Here is an 18,834-nt window from a genome sequence, read left to right as displayed (position 1 = left end):
TTGCGGACCGCGCCGGTGCCGGTGAGCACGGCGCAGCCGAGCAGGGCGGCCCGCTCCGGCGGCAGGTCGTCGGGGACCGCGACCACGGCGGCCTCGGGCACGTGCCGGTGAGCACGGCGCAGCCGAGCAGGGCGGCCCCGCTCCGGCGGCAGGTCGTCGGGGACCGCGACCACGGCGGCCTCGGGCACCACCACCTCCTCGGCGAACGCGCCGAGCCCGAGCGTGACGTGCAACGCCTCACCGTCGGCGGTCTCGCCGCGCGGCACCGCCGGGGCGGTGTTGGCGGCGCAGAGCCACGGCTCGCCGTGCCGGCAGTGCCAGCAGCGCCGGCAGGCGGGCGCCCAGTTGAGCACCACCTGCGTGCCGACCGGCACGGCGGCGCTGGGGCCGGCCTCGACCACCACGCCGGCCGCCTCGTGCCCGAGCACCAGCGGGTACGCGGGCGCGAGGGTGCCGTTGACCATGGACAAATCGGAGTGGCAGACGCCGGCGGCGCGGACCCGGACCCGCAGCTCGCCGGGACCGGGCGCGGGCAGGCGGATCTCCTCGACGCGCAGCGGCGCGCCGGGCGCGCGGGCGACCAGCGCCCTCACCGCTGGATCGCCTTGATCTCGCGGAACTCGTCGATGCCGTACGGGCCCAGCTCCCGGCCCAGGCCGGACTGCTTGTAGCCGCCGAACGGCGCCCGCGGGTTGAACCCGCCGCCGTTGACGTCCACCTGGCCGGTGCGCAGCCGCCGGGCCACCGCCAGCGCGCGGTCGGCGTCGGCGGACCAGACCGCGCCGGCCAGGCCGTAGCGGGAGTTGTTGGCGATGGCGACGGCCTCGTCGTCGTCGCCGAACGGGATGACGGCGAGCACCGGGCCGAAGACCTCCTCCTGGGCGAGCGCGCTGTCGGGGTGCACGTCGGCCAGCACGGTCGGGGCGACGAAGTGCCCCCGGGGCGGCAGCGGGGCGTCCGGGCCACCGCAGACGAGGCGCGCCCCGTCGGCGAGGGCGCGGTCGACATGGCCGCGCACCCGCTCGGCCTGGGCGGCGGAGACCAGCGGGCCGAGCCGGGTGTCCGGGTCGAACGGATCCCCCGGCCGGTACGCCGCGGCGGCCCGGGCGACCAGGTCGAGTGCCTCGTCGTACCGGTCGCGGTGGACCAGCATCCGGGTCCACGCGGTGCAGGTCTGCCCGGAGTTGAGCAGCGCGTTGCCCACCCCGACCTTGACGGCGGTGGGCAGGTCGGCGTCGGCGAGGATCAGGTTGGCCGACTTGCCGCCCAGCTCCAGGGCCACCCGGGCGATCCGGTCGGCGGCGAGGTGGGCGATCCGGCGGCCGGTGGCGGTGGACCCGGTGAACGAGACCATGTCCACGTCGGGGTGGGCGGCCAGGGCCTCGCCGACCACCGGCCCGGTGCCGGGGACCAGGTTGACCACACCGGCGGGCAGCCCGGCCTCGGCGACCGCGTCGAAGAGCAGGTACGCCGTCAGCGGGGTCAGCTCGCTGGGCTTGAGCACCACGGTGCAGCCGGCGGCCAGGGCGGGAGCCAGCTTGGCGACGACCTGGTGCAACGGGTAGTTCCACGGGGTGATCGCGCCGACCACGCCGACCGGTTCGCGGACGACGAGCGAGTTGCCGATCGTCTCCTCGGCGGGCGGCCGGGCGGCCAGCTCGACGCAGTCGCGCAGCACGGTCAGCGGCAGGCCGGTCTGCACCCGGGCGGCCAGCTTGAGCGGGGTGCCGAGTTCGAGCGCGACGGTCCGGGCGACGTCCTCGGCGCGGGCGGTCAGCGCGGCGAGCAGCCGGTCGAGGTGGGCGGCGCGCTCGGCCGGTGCGGTGGCCGACCAGCCGGGAAAGGCGGCCCGGGCGGCGGCGACGGCCCGGTCGACGTCGGCCGGGGTGCCGGCGGGCACCTGACCGATGGTCTCCCCGGTGGCCGGGTTCTCCACGTCGATCGGCTCGTTCCCGGTCGGGTCGGCCCAGCCGCCGCCGAGGTAGAGGTGACGGCGGACCAGGAGCGCGGGGGGCGCGGCGGCGAGATCCATGTCGTCCTTCGGGGGTGAGGAAACTAGCGCTGGGAGTTTTGACGCTACCCGTTCGTCCCGGGCGGTTCCACCGCGAGTACGCGCCGGTGTTCGGCGGCGAGGCCGTCCAGCAGCGCGTCCAGGCCGAGGGCGAAGGCGCCCTCGTCCACGCTGCGCTGGTGCTCGGCGAGCCGGTGCGCCTGGCCCAGGTGCGGGTAGTGCGCGGCGTACAGCTCCGGATCCTCGACGAAGCCGCGGGCGAACGAGCCGAGCGCCGACCCGGCGACGAAGTACCGCATCGCCGCGCCGACGTGGGTGGCCCGGGCCGGCGGCCAGCCGGCCTTGACCAGTGCCCCGTAGACGGCGTCGGCCATGGCCAGCGCGGCCGGTCGCCGCCCCGGACCCTGGGCCAGGTAGGGCACGACGTTCGGGTGCGCGGTCAGCGCCGCCCGGTACGACCAGGCCCAGCGGCGCAGCGCCTCGCGCCAGTCGTGGCGGGCGAAGGCGCCGGTGTCCACGGCGGCGGTGACGCTGTCGGCGACCGCGTCCAGGATGGCCTCGCGGCTGGCGAAGTGGTTGTAGAGCGACGGCCCGCGTACGCCGAGCGCGGCGGCGAGCCGGCGGGTGGAGAAGGCGCCCAGCCCGTCGGCGTCGATCAGCGCCAGGGCCGCGGCGACGATCCGCTCCCGGGTGAGCACCGGCTGCCGGGGTCGGGGCACATGGACTCCTCGGGATCTGGACCGGCGGGGGTCTGGACGACACAAAACTTACACCGCTAGTTTATCCGGGACGGCCACCACCACGGCGGAAGGGACCAGCATGGACTTCTCACTGACCGACGAGGAGCGGGCGATCCGGGACACCGTCCGGTCGTTCATCACCCGGGAGGTGATGCCACTGGAGCAGGAGGTGCTGCGCCGCGAGCGCGCGCACCAGCCCGGCGTGACCCGCGACGAGTTGCGCGAGCTCCAGCAGAAGGCGAAGAAGTTCGGCTTCTGGGGGCTGGCCACCCCCGAGGAGTACGGCGGGATGGACCTGCCCGCCGTCATGCAGTCGCTGATCTGGACGGAGCTGGGGCGCACGTTCGTGCCGTTCCGCTTCGGCGGCGAGGCCGACAACATCCTCTTCCACGCCACCGAGGAGCAGAAGCGCGAGTTCCTGCTGCCCACCATCGAGGGCGAGCGGATCTCCTGCTTCGCCATCACCGAGCCGGGCGCCGGGTCGGACGCGGCGAACATCCGGCTGGCGGCCCGGCGCGACGGCGACGACTGGATCCTCGACGGCGAGAAGACCTTCATCACCAACGGCAACGACGCCGACTTCGCCATCGTGGTCGCGGTGACCGACCGGGAGAAGGGCGCCCGCAACGGCGGGGCGACCGCGTTCCTGGTGGACCGGGCGATGGGCTGGCGCTCGGAGTTCATCCAGACGATGGGCGAGGGCGGGCCGGCGTCGCTGATCTTCGACGGCGTACGGGTGCCGCACCGCAACATCCTCGGCGAGATCGGCCAGGGCTTCACGCTGGGCATGGAGTGGATCGGCAAGGGCCGCTACACCATCCCGTCGCACGCCATCGGCATCGCCGAGCGGGCGTTGCAGATGGCCATCGACTACGCCAACACCCGGGAGACCTTCGGCGCGAAGATCGGCACCAACCAGGCCATCCAGTGGATGATCGCCGACTCGGAGACCGAGCTGGAGGCGGCCCGCTGGCTGGTGCTGCGCTCCGCCTGGACGGTCGACCAGGGCATGGACCCGCGGCACGCCTCCTCGATGGGCAAGCTCTACGGCGCCGGCATGGTCAACCGGGTGGTGGACCGGGTGCTCCAGATCCACGGCGGCATGGGCTACACCCGCGAACTGCCGGTCGAGCGCTGGTACCGGCAGGTGCGGCTCTACCGGATCTTCGAGGGCACCGATGAGATGCAGCGGCTGATCATCTCGCGGGACCTGCTGCGCGGGTACACGAAGATCGGCGGTCACCTGGCCTGAGTCCGCGCCGACTTTCCTTCCTTCCGCCTGACCGGGTGGCCTGATCGGCCAGGTCGGCCCGTCATCCTTTCGGTGCGCCGACCGTCGATGAATGGTGACCGGTAGACGACTGAGACATCGGTCACCATTCCGGCGGCGGACCCCGGAGACGCGTCCTGAGCAGGCCTTTTTGCCTGCCGGGAATGGAGCTGCCGGCAGATCCGAAAGGGCAGGACGGCCGGCGGGAAATCGACTGTCAGCTAGCCGTCCGCCAATTCGCTTTCGCCGCGGTGGTGCCATGCCGCTCACTGTTGACATCCATTTGATGAACGGAGTCAACCGTGTCCACCACCCATGAGACCGGGCAGGCGATCGTCCTCGGCGGCAGCATCGGCGGCCTGCTCGCCGCGCGGGTGCTCAGCGAGTCGTACCCGAAGGTGATCGTCTTTGATCGCGACGAGCTGCCGACGGAGGCCGCCGACCGCAAGGGCGTGCCGCAGAGCGAGCACTCGCACGGGCTGCTCGCCCGGGGCCGCCAGGTCCTCGAGGAGCTCTTCCCCGGCCTGACCGCCGACCTCACCGCCCAGGGGGCCGCCGCCATCGACATCCAGCGGGACTGCCTCTGGGTCAACGACGGCCACCGGATCCCCCGGGTCGCCTCGGGATTGGCGGGGCTCTGCGTCAGCCGGCGCGCCCTGGAGGCGTACGTCCGGGACCGGGTCCGGACAGTGCCCGGCGTGGAGATCCGGGACCGGTGCGAGGCGTTGGGGCTGCTCGCCGACGGTGGCACCGTCACCGGCGCACGCATCCTGCCCCGGGGTGGCGCGGAGGAGCACCACGACGCCGACCTGGTCGTGGACGCGACCGGCCGCGGCAACCGGGGCCCCACCTGGCTCGCCGAACTGGGCTACCAGCCGCCCGTCGAGGACCGGGTGGACCCCCGGACGGTGTACGTCTCCCGCGACTACCGCCGCATCCCCGGCGAGACCAACTGGTCCGCCTTCATCAGCAGCCCGTCGCCGGCCGCCCCGTACGGCGGGGTGGCCATCTCGGCGGAGGGCGACCGGTGGATGGTCACTCTGCTGGGCGTCGGCCCGGACCAGGCCCCGCCCACCGACGATGAGGGCTACCTCGCCTTCGCCGGGCGGCTGCCCGCCCCGGAGCTGCACGCGCTGCTGAGCCGAGCGGAGCCGCTCGGCCCGCCCAAGCGGATGCGGCTGCCCACCAGCGTGCGCCGCCGCTACGAGCACCTCACCCGCCTGCCGGCGGGCTTCATCGCGGTCGCCGACGCGATGTGCAGCTTCAACCCGGCGTACGGGCAGGGCATGACGGTGGCCGCGGTGGAGGCCATGGTGCTGCGCGACTGCCTCCGGCAGGGCCGGCGGGATCTGCCCCGCCGCTTCTTCGCCGGCGCGGCGAAGGTGGTGGACGTGCCGTGGGACATGGCCGTCGGCGCGGACCTGCGCCACCCCACGATCGTCGGGCCGCGCAGCCGCCGGACCCGTTTCCTCAACGGGTACGTCACCCGGCTGCACGCCGCCGCCGCGCGGCACCCCGCGGTCGGGCGGCGCTTCCTGAGCGTCGCGAACCTGATGACGCCGCCGCCGGGGCTCTTCGCGCCGGACATCGTCGCCCGGGTGCTCTGGTCGGCCGGCGCGGCGCGCCTCAGCCGGCCCGTCCGGAGCCGATGACGAGGGTCGAGGAGCCGGCGGCTCGGGTCGAGGAGTTGGCGGCCCGGTGAGCCGGACCGCGCGGGTGGGTGGCGATGATAGCCGCCCACCCGCACGCTCGCCCGCCGCGTGACCTGAGCCGGCTCAGCCGGTCAGCGCCGTCAGGGCGGCGTCCACATCGGCCTCGGTGGAGTACACGTGGAAGGAGGCGCGGACCCGCCCGGCGCGCACCGCCGCCCGGATTCCGGCCCGCTCCAGCCGCTGCTCGGCGTCGGGCACGTCGACGGCGACGATGGCGCTCTCCCCCGGCGGCGACCCAGCCCGGCCAGGAACCGGTTGGCCAGCGCCACGTCGTGCGCCCGGATCGCCGGCACGCCGATCTCGGCGACCACCTCCAGTGCCGGCGCCGCGCCGACCCAGCTGAACCAGGCGGGCGAGATGTCGAACCGGCGGGCGTCGTCGGCCAGCCGCAGCGGGGGGCCGTAGTAGGAGGCGTGCGGGTCGCGCCCGCGTACCAGCCGGCGGCGTCCGGACGCAGCCGCTCGCGCAGCTCGGGCGCCAGGTAGGCGTACGCGCAGCCGCGCGGGCCCATCAGCCACTTGTACCCGGCCACCGCCACCACGTCGGCCCGCCTCCCGTCGAACGGCAGCCAACCACACGCCTGGGTCGCGTCCACCGCGACCAGCGCACCGTGCGCCCGGGCCGCGGCCACGATCTCGTCGTACGCCGCCACGGCGCCGTCGGCGGACTGCACCAGGCTGAACGCGACCAGATCGGTGTCGGCGTCGATCGCGTCGACCAGCCCCGCCAGCGGCACGGTGCGGACCCGGACGCCGCGCTCCTCCTGAGCCAGCCACGGAAACAGGTTCGAGGTGAACTCGACCTCGGGGACCACCACGTTCGCGCCCGCCGGCAGGGCCGCCGCGACGGGTGCGAGGAGCTGGGACACGGCCGCGCCGACCGCCACGTCCCCGGCCGGTACGCCGACCAGACCGGCGAACGCGACCCGGGCCCGGTCCACCGACTCGCCCCCAGCCCTCCCAGGAGCTGCTCCCGGTCCGCCAGGCGGCCAGCGCCTCCTGCAACGCCGTCCAGGCCGGCTCGGGCGGAAGCCCGTAGGAGGCGGTGTTCAACCAGCCGGGCTCCGGCTTCCACAACTGCTGCGCCTGCTCGATGTCCACGGCACCGACGCTAGGCGGGGTGGCGTCGGATGGGCACGGCCAATCGGCGACCGGCGGCCTGCGGCACATCGGCACGCACCGACCGGTCCGGCGACTGCTAGGACTGCCGGAGGTCGTTGGCCGGTCCGGTGGCGGCACGGCGCCGGAACAGGCCGAGCCGGAGCGCCCGGAGCAGGGTGCCGGGCCGGCTCAGCGTCGCCGGATGGTCGAGCATGGTGGTGACCCGGCCCAGCCGGGCGTTGAGCACCGGATCGGTCTGCGAGGTCCGGAAGAGCAGGTCACCGAACCACTTGGTGACCCGGTACCCCGGCGGGTACGGCCCGTCGACGTGTGGAAGCTCGATGTCGGCGGTGGTGGAGGTCTGCCAGGCGGCATCGACGATCACCCGGACCCGATCGAAGTATGCCCGCGCCGGCTCCTCGTGCGGGTTCGGGCTCGACCGGAGGTACGCCGACAGGCAGGAGGCGTGCAGCATCGCGGAGGTCATGCCCTGGCCGTACACCGGGTTGAAGGAGGCGATCGCGTCCCCGGCGGCGACCAGTCCGGCGGGCATCCGGTCGAGCTTGTGGAAGTCCCGGCGCCGGCTGTCGGCCTGGTGGTACGTGACCACGCCGCCGAGCATCTCGCCGTACTCCGCGATGTCACCGAACATCTGCGGATAGTGCTCCCGGCAGCGGGCGGTGAAGTCGGCGACGTCGCGGCTGGGCCGGTCCTCGTCGTAGCCGGCCACCAACATGATCCAGCGGTCCCCCTCGACCGAGTTGATCCCACCGATCCGAGCGGTACGGCCCTTGCCGGCCATGGTGTGGTAGACCACCACCCAGGCGTCGCTGACCTTCTCGTCCTGCGTGAAGAGCGCGGTCGCGTAGTTCAGTTTGATCGGCATCCGCTGCATCGGCGGGCGGGGCCACCCGTTGTCGGCCAGCCAGTCGCTCAGCCGGCTGGACCGTCCCATCGCGTCGACCACCAAGTCCGCCGGTTCGACCACCGGCTCACCACCGCCCTCGGGCACGTACCGGGCGCCGGTGACGCGCCGGTCGGCGAGGACCAAACCGTCCGCCCGGCCGTACACCATCCGGATGTTGGCCACGGCGAGGGTCCGCCGCCGGACCAGCGCCTCGAGGAACGGTCGCGTGGTGATCAGCGTCGGACCGGTGCCGGACGGTGCCGGCGGCAGCCCCAGCACACCGTTCACGAAGATCTTCGCCGCGCCCTCGTCGCTGGGCGGCGGCGGGGCACCGAGCGCGTGCGCCTCGTCGACGATGCCGGGAAACCACCGTTCCAACTGGATCTGACCGGCGGGCAGCAGCGCGTGCACCTGGCTGCCCTGCGGCACGCCCGGCCGGGGCCCGTCATCCACGTCGGACGGGTCGCGTTCGATGATCAGCACCTCCTCGGCGTGGTCACTCAACACCCGAGCCGCCATCAGTCCGGCGATGCTGCCGCCCAGCACCACGGCACGACGCATGACCACTGTGGTCCGAGCCGGCCGCTCGGCGGTCGCGATCTCCGCGAAGAGCCGGGACGGAGAGGGGGGCATACGATCACTCCTCGAGTGGTCGGGAAACCTCGGCACCCACGACCGTAGCCACCGGAGTCCCCGCCGTCATTGGTCAACCGCCGCGGCTCTCAGGACCGCCGCTGCTCACCGCCTCGCCGACGCCGCGCTCGCGGGAGACCCGCTCGCCTGGCCCACTCCACCCGCTCCACCCTCCTGGGCGGCGTCGAGGTGAAGGGGTAGGACCAGCCCGGTGGTGACCGCCAGCTCCCGATCGAGTGCCTCGTGGCGGGGGACGAAGACCATTGCCCCGCCCTCACCGAGCACCACGTCCTCCTGGCGTGCGTCGGTGGTGCCGCGGAAGACGTGGACCGTGACCGTGTGCGGAAAGCCCTCCTCGTACGGGCGCGGGCCGGTCCAGAGCAGGTGCAGCTCGCCGGCGGTGAGGCCGGTTTCCTCCAGCAGTTCCCGGCGGGCGGCCTCCTCCGGCGTCTCGCCGGGTTCAAGGTGGCCGCCGGGCAGACTCCACTGGTTCGGCGAGGCGGAGGTGTGCTCGTCGCGATGCTGCAGAAGGATCGCGCCCGAGGAATCGACGAGCAGGACGAGCGCGACGTCATAGCTTGCCATCCCGAAACCGTGCCATGCCGGTTGCCTCCCGCGCTGACCGTGTGCGGTCCACCGGCTCCGGGGCGGTTGCTCCTCCACGAAAAAGCAACCAATGGTTGCGCGACGGCAGGCGGGTCGGCTAGCGTGATGTGCAACCAACGGTTGCATATCAGGGGTGGCAGAGCATGGAGTACGGCAGCATCGAACGAGAGATCCACGTCGACGCCTCGCCGGAGGTGGTCTTCGAGGTCGTCAGCAGCCCCGAGCACATCTCGCAGTGGTGGACCGACGACGCCGACTTCGAGGCGACTCCCGGCGCGGTCGGTGAGCTCGTCTGGGGCGACCGGGCACAGGTCGTCCCGATGGTCGTGGTGAACGCCGAGCCGCCTCGACTGTTCTCGTTCCGCTGGTGTCACGCCGAGGGCAGGGTCGACGACCCGGCCACCTCGCTGCTGGTCACCTTCGAACTCACCCCGTCGGGCACGGGCACCAGGATCCGGCTCACCGAGACCGGGTTCCGGGAGATGGGTTGGGAGGCCGCGAAGCTGGAGGAGGTGTACCGCGACCACGTCGCCGGCTGGGACACCTTCGTCCCCCGGCTCGGGGAGTACCTCGCCCGGCTGGTGTCGACCCGGTGACCTCCGCCGTCGACGACGACCTGTGGTCCGCGGTGGGGGATCCGACCCGTCGGCGGATGCTCGACCTGCTCCTGGCGGACGGCGACGGCACGGCCACCAGCCTCAGTGAGCGGCTGCCGGTGACACGGCAGGCCATCGCGAAACATCTCGGCGTGCTCGACCGGGTGGGCCTGGTGCGCTCCACCCCCGCCGGGCGCGAGCGGAGGTACCGGGTGGACGAAGCGCAGCTCGCCCGGGCGGTCGCGCAACTGTCCTCGGTCGGAGCGGCGTGGGACGGCCGGCTCCGGCGCATCAAGCGGATCGCCGAGGCCGTCCAGCAGACGAAGGACCAGCGCGGCATCCAGCGGTGACGTCGCGAGGGTCATCCGAGAACCGACACCGGAAAGAGGAATCGAACATGGTGGACATCCTGCACAAAGTCGGAATCCCGTCGTCCACGGCCGAGGTCTACACGGCCCTGACCACCGTCGAGGGACTCGCCGGCTGGTGGACGACCAACACCCAAGCCGTCGGCGACGGTGTCGGTGGCGTGCTCCAGTTCCGGTTCGCCGCCGGCGGATTCGACATGAAGGTCCTCGAGCTCGACCCCGGCAGGCGCGTGCTGTGGGAGGTGGTCGACGGACCCGACGAGTGGATCGGCACGCAGGTGGACTGGCGCCTCGCGCAGGTCGACGACTACACCGTCGTGCTCTTCAGCCACCGGGGCTGGAAGGAGCCGGTGGACTTCATGCACCACTGCAGCACCAAGTGGGCGGTCTACCTGCTGAGCCTGAAGTCGCTGATCGAGACCGGAAAGGGCGCTCCGCATCCCCACGACGTCAAGATCGACAGCTGGGACTGAGGATCCGCTCGGTCACGAGGGGCCGCGCCGGCCGAGCGCCGGCGCGGCCCCTGGTGGTTCCGCGGCGGCGTCAGGCCGGTACGGCGGCCGGGGCGGTCGACTCGTCGGCCGGCCGCCGGGTGGCGGGCTCGCCCTCGTCGGCGTCCTCATCGAGCATGGTCGACTCGTCGAACGGGTCGTCGCCGCTCAGCACCCGACCGGCCCGGTCCCGGTCGAACTCCCCCGTCCAGGTCCCGACCAGCACGGTCGCGACGCGTTGCCGGCGAAGTTGGTCAGCGCCCGCGCCTCCGACATGAACCGGTCGATCCCCACGATCAGACCGACCCCGTCGACCAGGTCCGGACGGTGCGACTGGAGCCCACCGGCAAGCGTGGCCAGCCCGGCGCCCGTCACCCCGGCGGCGCCCTTCGACGCGATGACCATGAACAGCAGCAGCGACACCTGCTCGCCGATCGACAGCGGCTCGCCCAGCGCGTCGGCGATGAACAGCGACGCCATGGTCAGGTAGATCGCCGTGCCGTCCAGGTTGAACGAGTACCCGGTCGGCACCGTGATGCCGACCACCGGCTTGCTCACCCCGACGTGCTCCATCTTCGCGATCAGCCGCGGCAGCGCCGACTCCGAGGACGAGGTCGACAGGATCAGCAGGAACTCCCGGCCCAGGTAGCGCAGCAGCGAGAAGATCGAGATCCGGGCCACGAACCACAGCAGCGCACCCAGCACCACCAGCACGAAGATCAGACAGGTCGCGTAGAAGCCGAGCATGATCTGCGCCAGGCTCGTCAGCGCGTCCATCCCGGTGGCGCCGACCACGGCGGCGATGGCGCCGAACGCGCCGATCGGGGCCAGCCACATGATCATGGCGAGCACCTTGAAGACCACCCGCTGGAGCAGGCCCACGGCGGTCAGCACCGGCTCGCCGCGCCGGCCCAGGCTCTGCACGGCGAAGCCGACCAGCAGCGCCACGAGCAGCGTCTGCAGCACCTCCCCCTCGGTCAGCGCGGAGAAGAGCGTGGTCGGGATGACTCCGAGCAGGAAGTCGACGGTCCCGCCGGCCTCGTCGCCGGCGCGGCCTTGCCCGAGCCGGCGAGGTCCTGCCCCAGGTCGAGCCCGGAGCCGGGGTGGACGAGGTTGCCGACCACCAGGCCGATGGCGAGCGCGACGGTCGACATGACCAGGAAGTAGCCGAGGGCGAGGCCGCCGACCTTGCCGACCTTCGCCGCCTGTCGGACCGAGCCGACGCCGAGCACGATGGTGCAGAAGATGACCGGGCTGATCATCATCTTGATCAGGTTGACGAAGCCGGTTCCGAGCGGCTTGAGTTCCTTGCCGACCTCGGGGGCGGCGAGGCCGACCACGACGCCGGCCAGCACGGCCACGATGACGGCCAGGTAGAGGTAACGGGTACGGTCCCGACGGACCGGGGGTGACGGTGTGATGGTGGATGTGGTGGTGTCCATGTCGACAATGTGAAGCGCGTCTCACCCCAAGGCAGCCTTGCGGTCATTCTGTTCATCCCGTCGGAGCACGCGCGACGCGTGCCGGTGACGATGGCGCGGACGAGGAGGGGAAACATGGCCCGGCGGCAGTGGAGCATCGCGGGGCAACTGTTCGCTCTCCAGGCCGTGGTGGTGACCCTGCTCGTCCTGGCCGGCGCCGCCGGGGCCGCCTGGTTGGCCCGCAGTGACTCCCGTCAGGCGGCGCAGGAGGAGGTGCTCGCGGTGGCGCAGACCGTCGCCAGCTCCCCCGACGTCCGCGCGGCGCTGCGCAGCGCCGACCCCAGCGCCGCCCTCCAGCCGTACGCGGAGTCCACCCGGGTGGCGACCGGCACCGACTTCGTGGTGGTGATGGCGCCCGACCGCACCCGTTACTCGCACCCGCACCCGCACCGGATCGGCCAGCCGTTCGTCGGCGACATCGCGCCGGCTCTGGCCGGCCGGCCATTCACCACCACCAACGTGGGCACGCTCGGCGAGTCGGTGCGCGCGGTGGTGCCGGTGTACGACGACGAGCGGATCGTCGGCCTGGTCTCGGTCGGCATCACCACCGAGGCGATCGATCGCAAGCTGCTCGGCCAGTGGCCGGTGCTGCTCGGCGTCGCCGCACCGGCGCTCGCCCTCGCGGCCACCGGCTCCTGGCTGCTCAGCCGTCGGCTGCGTCGGCAGACGCACGGCCTCGGGCCGGCCCAGATGACCCGGATGTACGAGTACTACGACGCGGTGCTGCACTCGGTGCGGGAAGGCCTGCTGGTACTGACCACCGACCGCCGAGTGGCGTTGGTCAACGACGAGGGCCGCCGGCTGCTCGGGCTGGACGTCGACGCGCCGCTGACCGACCGGCCGGTGGCCGGGATCGACCTGCCGCCCGCGGTGGCCGAGCTGCTGACGTCGGCCCGGGACGCCCGCGACGAACCCGTCCTGGCTGGTGACCGGGTGCTGGTCGCCAACCAGCGGACCGCCCGCTTCGAGGGCGTCGCGCTCGGCACGGTGCTCACCCTGCGCGACCAGACCGAGCTGCGCACGCTCGCCAGCGAACTCGACTCGGTACGCGCGTTGACCGAGGCGTTGCAGGCGCAGACCCACGAGTCGGCCAACCGGCTGCACACCGTGCTGACTCTCGTGGAGCTGGGCCGTACCGACGAGGCGGTTCGCCTGGCCACCCGGGACCTGGCCGCGGCGCAGCAGCTCACCGACCGGGTGGTCGGCGCGGTGACCGAGCCGGCGCTGGCCGCCCTGCTGCTCGGCAAGTCGGCCCGGGCCGGTGAACGCGGCGTGGACCTGGTGATCGACCCGGAGTGCCGGCTCGACGGCAGCCCCCTGCCCAGCGCCGACCTGCTCACCGTGGTCGGCAACCTGGTGGACAACGCGCTGGAGGCGGTCGCCGGCAACCCGCCGCCCCGGCGGGTCCAGGTCTTCGTCGGCGCGGTCGACGGCGAACTGGTGGTCCGGGTCGATGACAACGGCCCGGGACTGGACCCGGAGCGGGTGAACGACGCGTTCCGGCGCGGCTGGTCCACCAAGAGCGCCGGCCGCGGCCTCGGCCTGGCGCTGGTCGGGCAGGTGGTCCGCCGGCACGGGGGCAGCTACGAGGTCGACCGCTCGAACGACGGCGGCAGCCTGTTCACCGTCCGACTGCCGGTCGAAGGCGGCGAGGCCCGATGAACGACATCCGGGTGCTGGTGGTCGAGGACGAGCCGCTGCTGGCCGAGGCGCACACCGCGTACACCGAGCGGGTGCCGGGTTTCGTGGTGGCCGGGGTGGCGCACACCGGTCGGGAGGCGATGGCGTCGCTGCGCCGGCGCGGCGGCGCGGACGTCGACCTGGTGCTGTTGGATTTCCGCCTGCCCGACGTGCACGGCCTGGACGTCTGCCGGGCGTTGCGAGCGGCGGGCAGCGGCGTCGACGTGCTCGCGGTGACCTCGGCCCGGGACCTGGCGGTGGTCCGTAGCGCGGTCTCCCTCGGGGTGACCCACTACCTGCTCAAGCCGTTCACCTTCGCGGCCTTCCGCGACAAGCTGGAGCGCTACGCCGACTACCGCCGGCAGGCGCTTGCCGACGGCGAGGTGGCCGCCCAGCACGAGGTGGACCGGATGTTCGCCACCCTGCGCGGTGCCGCCCCGCACACCCTGCCCAAGGGGCTGGACGTGCACACCCTGCACCGGGTGCTCTCCGCCCTGGCCGACCGGCCGCGAGCCACGCCCGCCGACGCCGAGGCCGGGCTGTCCGCGACCGAGGTGAGCCAGCGCACCGGCATCTCTCGGGTGACCGCCCGCCGCTATCTGGAGTACCTGGTGACCATCGACCGGGCGGTCCGCAGCCCCCGCTACGGCACGCCCGGGCGCCCCGAGGTCGAGTACCGGCCCACCTGACCGACACCCGGCCGGCGGCCGGTCGCGGTGCTCTGCGGTGGCGAGCGGCGGCCCGCCACCGGAGGCGCGACGTCCCCCGGCCGGGTCAGCTCACGTTGGCCGGGCCGAGCACGCTCTTCAGGTCGCCCATCAGCGCGGTGGTCGCCGCCACCCGGAACGGGCCCAGCCGCAGCGTGGTGGTCTTGCCGCCGTTGAGCAGCTTGACGTGCACCTCGGTGTCGCCGGGGTGCAGCACCAGGGTCTCCTTGAGCCGTTCCACCAGCGGCGGCGTGCAGCGGTGCACCGGGATGGTGAGGGTGACCGGCTTGTTGGCCGGGTTGCTGCTGACGTCCGGCATGGACATGTCCATCGCCATGATCCGCGGCGTGTCGTCGCGACGGTCCACCCGGCCCTTGACCACCACGATGGCGTCCTCGGCGATGTACTGCCCGATCACCTCGTAGGTGTTCGGGAAGAACAGCGTCTCCACGCCGCCGGCCAGGTCCTCCAGGGTGGCCGAGGCCCAGGCCCGGCCCTGCTTGGTGACCCGGCGCTGCACGCCGGAGAGGATGCCGGCCAGGGTGACCACCGCGCCGTCCGGGACGGTGCCCTCCTCGGAGAGGGAAGCGATGGTGCAGTCCGCCGCCGCGCCGAGGACGTGCTCCAGGCCGAAGAGCGGGTGGTCGGAGACGTAGAGGCCGAGCATCTCCCGCTCGAAGGCGAGCTTGTCCCGCTTGTCCCACTCGCTGTCGCCGATGGTCGGCATGACCGTGGTGCTGCCGCCGGTGTCGGCATCGCCGAAGCCGGCGCCGAAGAGGTCGTACTGGCCGACCGCCTCCTTGCGCTTGACGTCGGCGTACGCGTCGATGGCGTCGGCGTGCACGGCGAGCAGGCCCTTGCGGGTGTGCCCGAGCGAGTCGAAGGCGCCGGCCTTGATCAGGGATTCGATGGTCTTCTTGTTGCAGGCCACCGCGTCCACCTTGGCCAGGAAGTCGTAGAAGTCGGCGTACTCGCCCTTCTCCTCCCGGCACCGCATGATCGCGGCCACCACGTTCGCGCCGACGTTGCGGACGGCGGCGAGGCCGAAGCGGATGTCCTTGCCGACCGGGGTGAACGGCCCGGCCGAGGTGTTCACGTCCGGCGGCAGGACCTGGATCCGCATCCGGCGGCACTCCGACAGGTAGAGCGCCATCTTGTCCTTGTCGTCACCGACCGAGGTGAGCAGCGCCGCCATGTACTCGGCCGGGTAGTGCGCCTTGAGGTACGCCGTCCAGTACGACACCAGCCCGTACGCGGCGGAGTGCGCCTTGTTGAAGGCGTAGCCGGCGAACGGGACCAGCACGTCCCACACCGCCTGGATCGCCTCGTCGGAGTAGCCGCGCTCGCGGCAGCCGTCCCGGAACGGGATGAACTCCTTGTCGAGGATCTCCTTCTTCTTCTTGCCCATCGCCCGGCGCAGCAGGTCGGCCTGGCCCAGGGTGTAGCCGGCGAGGATCTGCGCGGCGCGCTGCACCTGCTCCTGGTAGACGATCAGGCCGTGGGTGGGCGCCAGGATCTCCCGCAGCGGCTCCTCCAGCTCCGGGTGGATCGGGGTGATCTCCTGAAGGCCGTTCTTGCGCAGCGCGTAGTTGGTGTGCGAGTCGACGCCCATCGGGCCGGGCCGGTACAGCGCCAGCACGGCCGAGATGTCCTCGAAGTTGTCCGGCTTCATCAGCCGCAGCAGGGAGCGCATCGGCCCGCCGTCGAGCTGGAACACGCCGAGGGTGTCACCCCGGGCCAGCAGGTCGTACGCGGCCTGGTCGTCCAGCGGCAGGGCCAGCAGGTCGAGTTCCCGGCCGTGGTTGAGCTGGATGTTCTTGACCGCGTCGTCGATGATCGTCAGGTTGCGCAGGCCGAGGAAGTCCATCTTCAACAGCCCGAGCGACTCGCAGGTCGGGTAGTCGAACTGGGTGATGATCGCCCCGTCGGCGTCCCGGCGCATCAGCGGGATGTGGTCGATGATCGGCTCGGCGGACATGATGACGCCGGCGGCGTGCACGCCGGTCTGCCGGATCAGCCCCTCGATGCCCTTCGCGGTGTCGATGACCTTCCGGACGTCCGGGTCGGACTCGTAGAGGCCACGGATCTCGCCGGCCTCGGCGTAGCGCGGGTGCTTCGGGTCGAAGATGCCGGAGAGCGGGATGTCCTTGCCCATCACCGCCGGCGGCATCGCCTTGGTGATCCGGTCGCCGACCGCGTAGGGGAAGCCGAGCACCCGGGCCGAGTCCTTGATCGCGGCCTTCGCCTTGATCGTGCCGAAGGTCGCGATCTGGGCGACCTTGTCCTCGCCCCACTTGTCGGTGACGTACTTGATCACCTCACCGCGCCGGCGCTCGTCGAAGTCGATGTCGACATCGGGCATCGAGACGCGCTCGGGGTTGAGGAACCGCTCGAAGATCAGGCCGTGCGGGATCGGGTCCAGGTCGGTGATGCCCAGGGCGTACGCGACCAGCGAGCCGGCGGCCGAGCCACGGCCCGGGCCCACCGCGATGCCCTGGCTCTTCGCCCACTGGATGAAGTCGGCGACCACGAGGAAGTACGAGGGGAAGCCCATCTGGTTGATGACGCCCAGCTCGTACTCGGCCTGCACGATGTGCCCCTCGGGGATCCCGTCGGGGTAGCGGCGGGCCAGGCCGGCGAAGGTCTCCTTGCGGAACCAGGACTCCTCGGTCTCCCCCTCGGGCACCGGGAAGCGCGGCATCAGGTTGTGGAACTCGAACATCCCGGTCGGGTCGACCTTCTCGGCGACCAGCAGGGTGTTGCGGCAGCCCTGCTGCCACAGCTCCGAGGAGTCGACCGCGCGCATCTGCTCGGCCGACTTGATGAAGTAGCCGCCGCCCTCGAACCGGAACCGGTTCGGGTCGTCGATGTTGCTGCCGGTCTGCACGCAGAGCAGCACGTCGTGCGCGGTGGCCTGGGCCTCGTGGGTGTAGTGCGAGTCGTTGGTGACCACCGGCGGGATGTCCAGCTTGCGAGCGATCTCGGTGAGCCCGTCACGGACCCGGCGCTCGATCGAGAGGCCGTGGTCCATGATCTCCAGGAAGTAGTTCTCCTTGCCGAAGATGTCCTGATAGCTGGCGGCGACCTTGAGCGCCTCGTCGAACTGGCCCAGCCGCAGCCGGGTCTGCACCGCTCCCGAGGGGCAGCCGGTGGTGGCCATGATGCCCTCGGCGTGCTCGGCGATCAGCTCCATGTCCATCCGGGGCCACTTGACGTAGTGGCCCTCCATGGAGGCGCGTGAGTTGAGGGTGAAGAGGTTCTTCAGGCCGGTGGCGTTCTTCGCCCACATGGTCTTGTGGGTGATGGCGCCGTTACCCGAGACGTCGTCGCTCTTCTGCTCGGGCCGGCCCCACTTGACCCGCGCCTTGTGGAAGCGCGACTCCGGCGCGACGTACGCCTCGACGCCGAGGATCGGCGTGATGCCGGCGGCCATCGCCTGCTTGTAGAAGTCGTTCGCGCCGTGCATGTTGCCGTGGTCGGTGATCGCCACCGCCGGCATCCCGAGCCGGTTCGCCTCGGCGAAGAGGTCCTTGAGCCGGGCCGCCCCGTCGAGCATCGAGTACTCGGTGTGTACGTGCAGATGCGCGAACGAATCGCCCATGCGTGGCGCCCCCCCGGGTCGGTCTCATGGGTGGTCGGAAGTCGGTCGGCCCACCCTATCCCCGGGCCCACCGGCGGCTCCAGCAGCCGCGCGGACAGACCGCCGCCGGGTGGTGTGGATCTCCCGGAGAGCCGGCCCGAGCCGGTCGCGGCCGGGTCGGCTGCCCGACTCGGAAAGCCCGGGAAGGCCGGCGCCGCCGTAGCCTGGACGGCACGGCGCACCGAGGACCGGGGACGGTGTGATGCTTCTCGCGGACGACATCGACGACCTGGCCAGAGCGGCCGCGCGCGGCGAACCGGGCGCGGTCGACGCGCTGCTGGCGGCCGTGCGTCCCGAGGTGCTGCGGCTCTGCGCCCGCCTGCTGCCGCACCGGGAGGACGCCGAGGAGGCGTGCCAGGACGCCCTGCTCGCGCTCGCTCGGGGCATCGACCGCTTCGAGGGCCGGTCGTCGTTCCACACCTGGCTCTACCGGCTCACCGCCAACCGGGCCCGGTCGACGTACCGGGCGCTGCGCCGGCGCTGGCTGGTCGAGTCCGGCGGCGTGCCGTTGCCCGATCAGCCCGACCCGAGGCGCACCAGCGTGGTCGCCGGCACCCGGCTGGACCTGCTCGACGCGCTGGACGCGGTGCGCCCCGAACTCGCCGAGGCGGTGACGCTGCGCGACGTGCTCGGGCTGAACTACCGCGAGATCGCCGCCCTGCTCGACGTGCCGGAGGGCACCGCGAAGTCCCGCGTCCACCTGGCCCGCCGGCAGGTCCGGCAGCGGATGTCCGGTGACTGAGACCGGGCACGCCGGGCCGCCGCCCTGCTCGCGTCGCCCGCCGGTGGATGGTTCCAGTGGCCACGCTGGGCGTGCTCGCGGCGGTGGGCGGCCTGCGGGGCAGACCCCGGTCGCGCCGCTGCCGGTGCGACGCCGACCCCCGGCGGCCAC

General features: G+C 72.5%; 16 protein-coding genes and 2 pseudogenes. 8 read left to right on the top strand and 10 right to left on the bottom strand.

What is annotated here, in order from left to right:
* The 3 genes from JNW89_RS07735 to JNW89_RS07725 all read right to left on the bottom strand — a co-directional run.
* On the bottom strand, window positions 1-593 hold a 593-nt coding region (locus JNW89_RS07735; RefSeq protein ID WP_238448341.1), incomplete at its 3' end, for an alcohol dehydrogenase catalytic domain-containing protein.
* Window positions 590-2,032 carry an aldehyde dehydrogenase family protein gene (locus tag JNW89_RS07730; RefSeq protein WP_238448340.1) on the bottom strand — a complete coding sequence of 481 codons (1,443 nt, stop codon included), beginning with the start codon at window positions 2,030-2,032 and terminating at the stop codon, window positions 590-592. The genes JNW89_RS07735 and JNW89_RS07730, both read right to left, overlap by 4 nt.
* 44 nt (window positions 2,033-2,076) lie before the next feature.
* Complete coding sequence (locus tag JNW89_RS07725) at window positions 2,077-2,730, bottom strand: TetR/AcrR family transcriptional regulator (protein ID WP_238448339.1); 654 nt, start codon at window positions 2,728-2,730, stop codon at window positions 2,077-2,079.
* Window positions 2,731-2,830: 100 nt separating this feature from the next.
* On the opposite strand from JNW89_RS07725, the gene JNW89_RS07720 reads away from it, so the two are divergent.
* Together JNW89_RS07720 and JNW89_RS07715 are read left to right on the top strand one after the other, a co-directional pair.
* Window positions 2,831-4,003, top strand: a complete 1,173-nt coding sequence (locus JNW89_RS07720; protein WP_238448338.1) for an acyl-CoA dehydrogenase family protein — start codon at window positions 2,831-2,833, stop codon at window positions 4,001-4,003.
* 320 nt (window positions 4,004-4,323) lie between these two features.
* A complete protein-coding gene (locus tag JNW89_RS07715; protein WP_238448337.1) occupies window positions 4,324-5,673 on the top strand; it encodes an NAD(P)/FAD-dependent oxidoreductase in 1,350 nt (449 codons plus the stop codon).
* A 123-nt stretch (window positions 5,674-5,796) separates the two neighbouring features.
* Here the strand turns inward: JNW89_RS07715 and JNW89_RS07710 are convergent.
* The 3 genes and pseudogenes from JNW89_RS07710 to JNW89_RS07700 all read right to left on the bottom strand — a co-directional run.
* A pseudogene (locus tag JNW89_RS07710) lies at window positions 5,797-6,833 on the bottom strand (aminotransferase class V-fold PLP-dependent enzyme).
* A gap of 97 nt (window positions 6,834-6,930) precedes the next feature.
* Complete coding sequence (locus tag JNW89_RS07705; protein ID WP_238448336.1) at window positions 6,931-8,373, bottom strand: NAD(P)/FAD-dependent oxidoreductase; 1,443 nt, start codon at window positions 8,371-8,373, stop codon at window positions 6,931-6,933.
* 240 nt (window positions 8,374-8,613) lie between these two features.
* A pseudogene (locus tag JNW89_RS07700) lies at window positions 8,614-8,958 on the bottom strand (NUDIX domain-containing protein); the annotation flags it as partial.
* A gap of 164 nt (window positions 8,959-9,122) precedes the next feature.
* Between JNW89_RS07700 and JNW89_RS07695 the strand changes: the two are divergent.
* From JNW89_RS07695 to JNW89_RS07685, 3 genes are read left to right on the top strand one after another with little or no spacing between them, the layout of a single operon-like run.
* Window positions 9,123-9,575: an SRPBCC family protein gene (locus JNW89_RS07695; protein ID WP_238448334.1), complete on the top strand. Its 453-nt coding sequence runs from the start codon at window positions 9,123-9,125 to the stop codon at window positions 9,573-9,575.
* Window positions 9,572-9,925, top strand: a complete 354-nt coding sequence (locus JNW89_RS07690) for a metalloregulator ArsR/SmtB family transcription factor (protein ID WP_309139959.1) — start codon at window positions 9,572-9,574, stop codon at window positions 9,923-9,925. The genes JNW89_RS07695 and JNW89_RS07690 overlap by 4 nt, the downstream gene beginning before the upstream one ends.
* 47 nt (window positions 9,926-9,972) lie before the next feature.
* Entirely contained in the window at window positions 9,973-10,416 is a 444-nt protein-coding gene (locus JNW89_RS07685) for an SRPBCC domain-containing protein (RefSeq protein WP_238448333.1), read from the top strand.
* 70 nt (window positions 10,417-10,486) lie between these two features.
* On the opposite strand, the gene JNW89_RS36580 is transcribed toward JNW89_RS07685, so the two are convergent.
* From JNW89_RS36580 to JNW89_RS36575, 3 genes are read right to left on the bottom strand one after another with little or no spacing between them, the layout of a single operon-like run.
* A complete protein-coding gene (locus tag JNW89_RS36580) occupies window positions 10,487-10,609 on the bottom strand; it encodes a hypothetical protein (protein ID WP_255540537.1) in 123 nt (40 codons plus the stop codon).
* Entirely contained in the window at window positions 10,603-11,439 is an 837-nt protein-coding gene (locus tag JNW89_RS07680) for a cation:dicarboxylate symporter family transporter (RefSeq protein ID WP_309139960.1), read from the bottom strand. The genes JNW89_RS36580 and JNW89_RS07680 overlap by 7 nt, the downstream gene beginning before the upstream one ends.
* A complete protein-coding gene (locus JNW89_RS36575) occupies window positions 11,412-11,876 on the bottom strand; it encodes a cation:dicarboxylate symporter family transporter (RefSeq protein WP_255540538.1) in 465 nt (154 codons plus the stop codon). The genes JNW89_RS07680 and JNW89_RS36575 overlap by 28 nt, the downstream gene beginning before the upstream one ends.
* A gap of 114 nt (window positions 11,877-11,990) precedes the next feature.
* On the opposite strand from JNW89_RS36575, the gene JNW89_RS07675 reads away from it, so the two are divergent.
* Window positions 11,991-13,577, top strand: coding sequence for a sensor histidine kinase (locus tag JNW89_RS07675; protein WP_238448332.1), 1,587 nt, complete (start codon window positions 11,991-11,993; stop codon window positions 13,575-13,577).
* A complete protein-coding gene (locus JNW89_RS07670) occupies window positions 13,574-14,284 on the top strand; it encodes a response regulator (protein WP_238448331.1) in 711 nt (236 codons plus the stop codon). The genes JNW89_RS07675 and JNW89_RS07670 overlap by 4 nt, the downstream gene beginning before the upstream one ends.
* 85 nt (window positions 14,285-14,369) lie before the next feature.
* Here JNW89_RS07670 and dnaE read toward each other — a convergent pair whose 3' ends face one another.
* The gene (dnaE, locus tag JNW89_RS07665) at window positions 14,370-17,903 is read right to left on the bottom strand and encodes a DNA polymerase III subunit alpha (protein ID WP_238448330.1); all 3,534 of its coding nucleotides are present in this window, start codon (window positions 17,901-17,903) and stop codon (window positions 14,370-14,372) included.
* A 241-nt stretch (window positions 17,904-18,144) separates the two neighbouring features.
* Here dnaE and JNW89_RS07660 point away from each other — a divergent pair, with 241 nt between their 5' ends.
* Window positions 18,145-18,684, top strand: a complete 540-nt coding sequence (locus tag JNW89_RS07660; protein WP_238448329.1) for an RNA polymerase sigma factor — start codon at window positions 18,145-18,147, stop codon at window positions 18,682-18,684.
* Window positions 18,685-18,834 lie beyond the last annotated feature (150 nt).

This window comes from Micromonospora sp. 4G55, from assembly GCF_016803375.1.
This window is presented reverse-complemented; position numbering and strand designations above follow the sequence as displayed.

Bases quoted from the DNA above. Each gene is read 5' to 3' on its own strand.
- JNW89_RS07730 (WP_238448340.1), bottom strand. From the start codon at position 2,032: ATGGATCTCGCCGCCGCGCCCCCCGCGCTCCTGGTCCGCCGTCACCTC.
- JNW89_RS07685 (WP_238448333.1), top strand. From the start codon at position 9,973: ATGGTGGACATCCTGCACAAAGTCGGAATCCCGTCGTCCACGGCCGAG.
- JNW89_RS36575 (WP_255540538.1), bottom strand. From the start codon at position 11,876: ATGGACACCACCACATCCACCATCACACCGTCACCCCCGGTCCGTCGG.
- JNW89_RS07705 (WP_238448336.1), bottom strand. From the start codon at position 8,373: ATGCCCCCCTCTCCGTCCCGGCTCTTCGCGGAGATCGCGACCGCCGAG.
- JNW89_RS07695 (WP_238448334.1), top strand. From the start codon at position 9,123: ATGGAGTACGGCAGCATCGAACGAGAGATCCACGTCGACGCCTCGCCG.
- JNW89_RS07670 (WP_238448331.1), top strand. From the start codon at position 13,574: ATGAACGACATCCGGGTGCTGGTGGTCGAGGACGAGCCGCTGCTGGCC.
- JNW89_RS07675 (WP_238448332.1), top strand. From the start codon at position 11,991: ATGGCCCGGCGGCAGTGGAGCATCGCGGGGCAACTGTTCGCTCTCCAG.
- JNW89_RS07660 (WP_238448329.1), top strand. From the start codon at position 18,145: ATGCTTCTCGCGGACGACATCGACGACCTGGCCAGAGCGGCCGCGCGC.
- dnaE (WP_238448330.1), bottom strand. From the start codon at position 17,903: ATGGGCGATTCGTTCGCGCATCTGCACGTACACACCGAGTACTCGATG.
- JNW89_RS07720 (WP_238448338.1), top strand. From the start codon at position 2,831: ATGGACTTCTCACTGACCGACGAGGAGCGGGCGATCCGGGACACCGTC.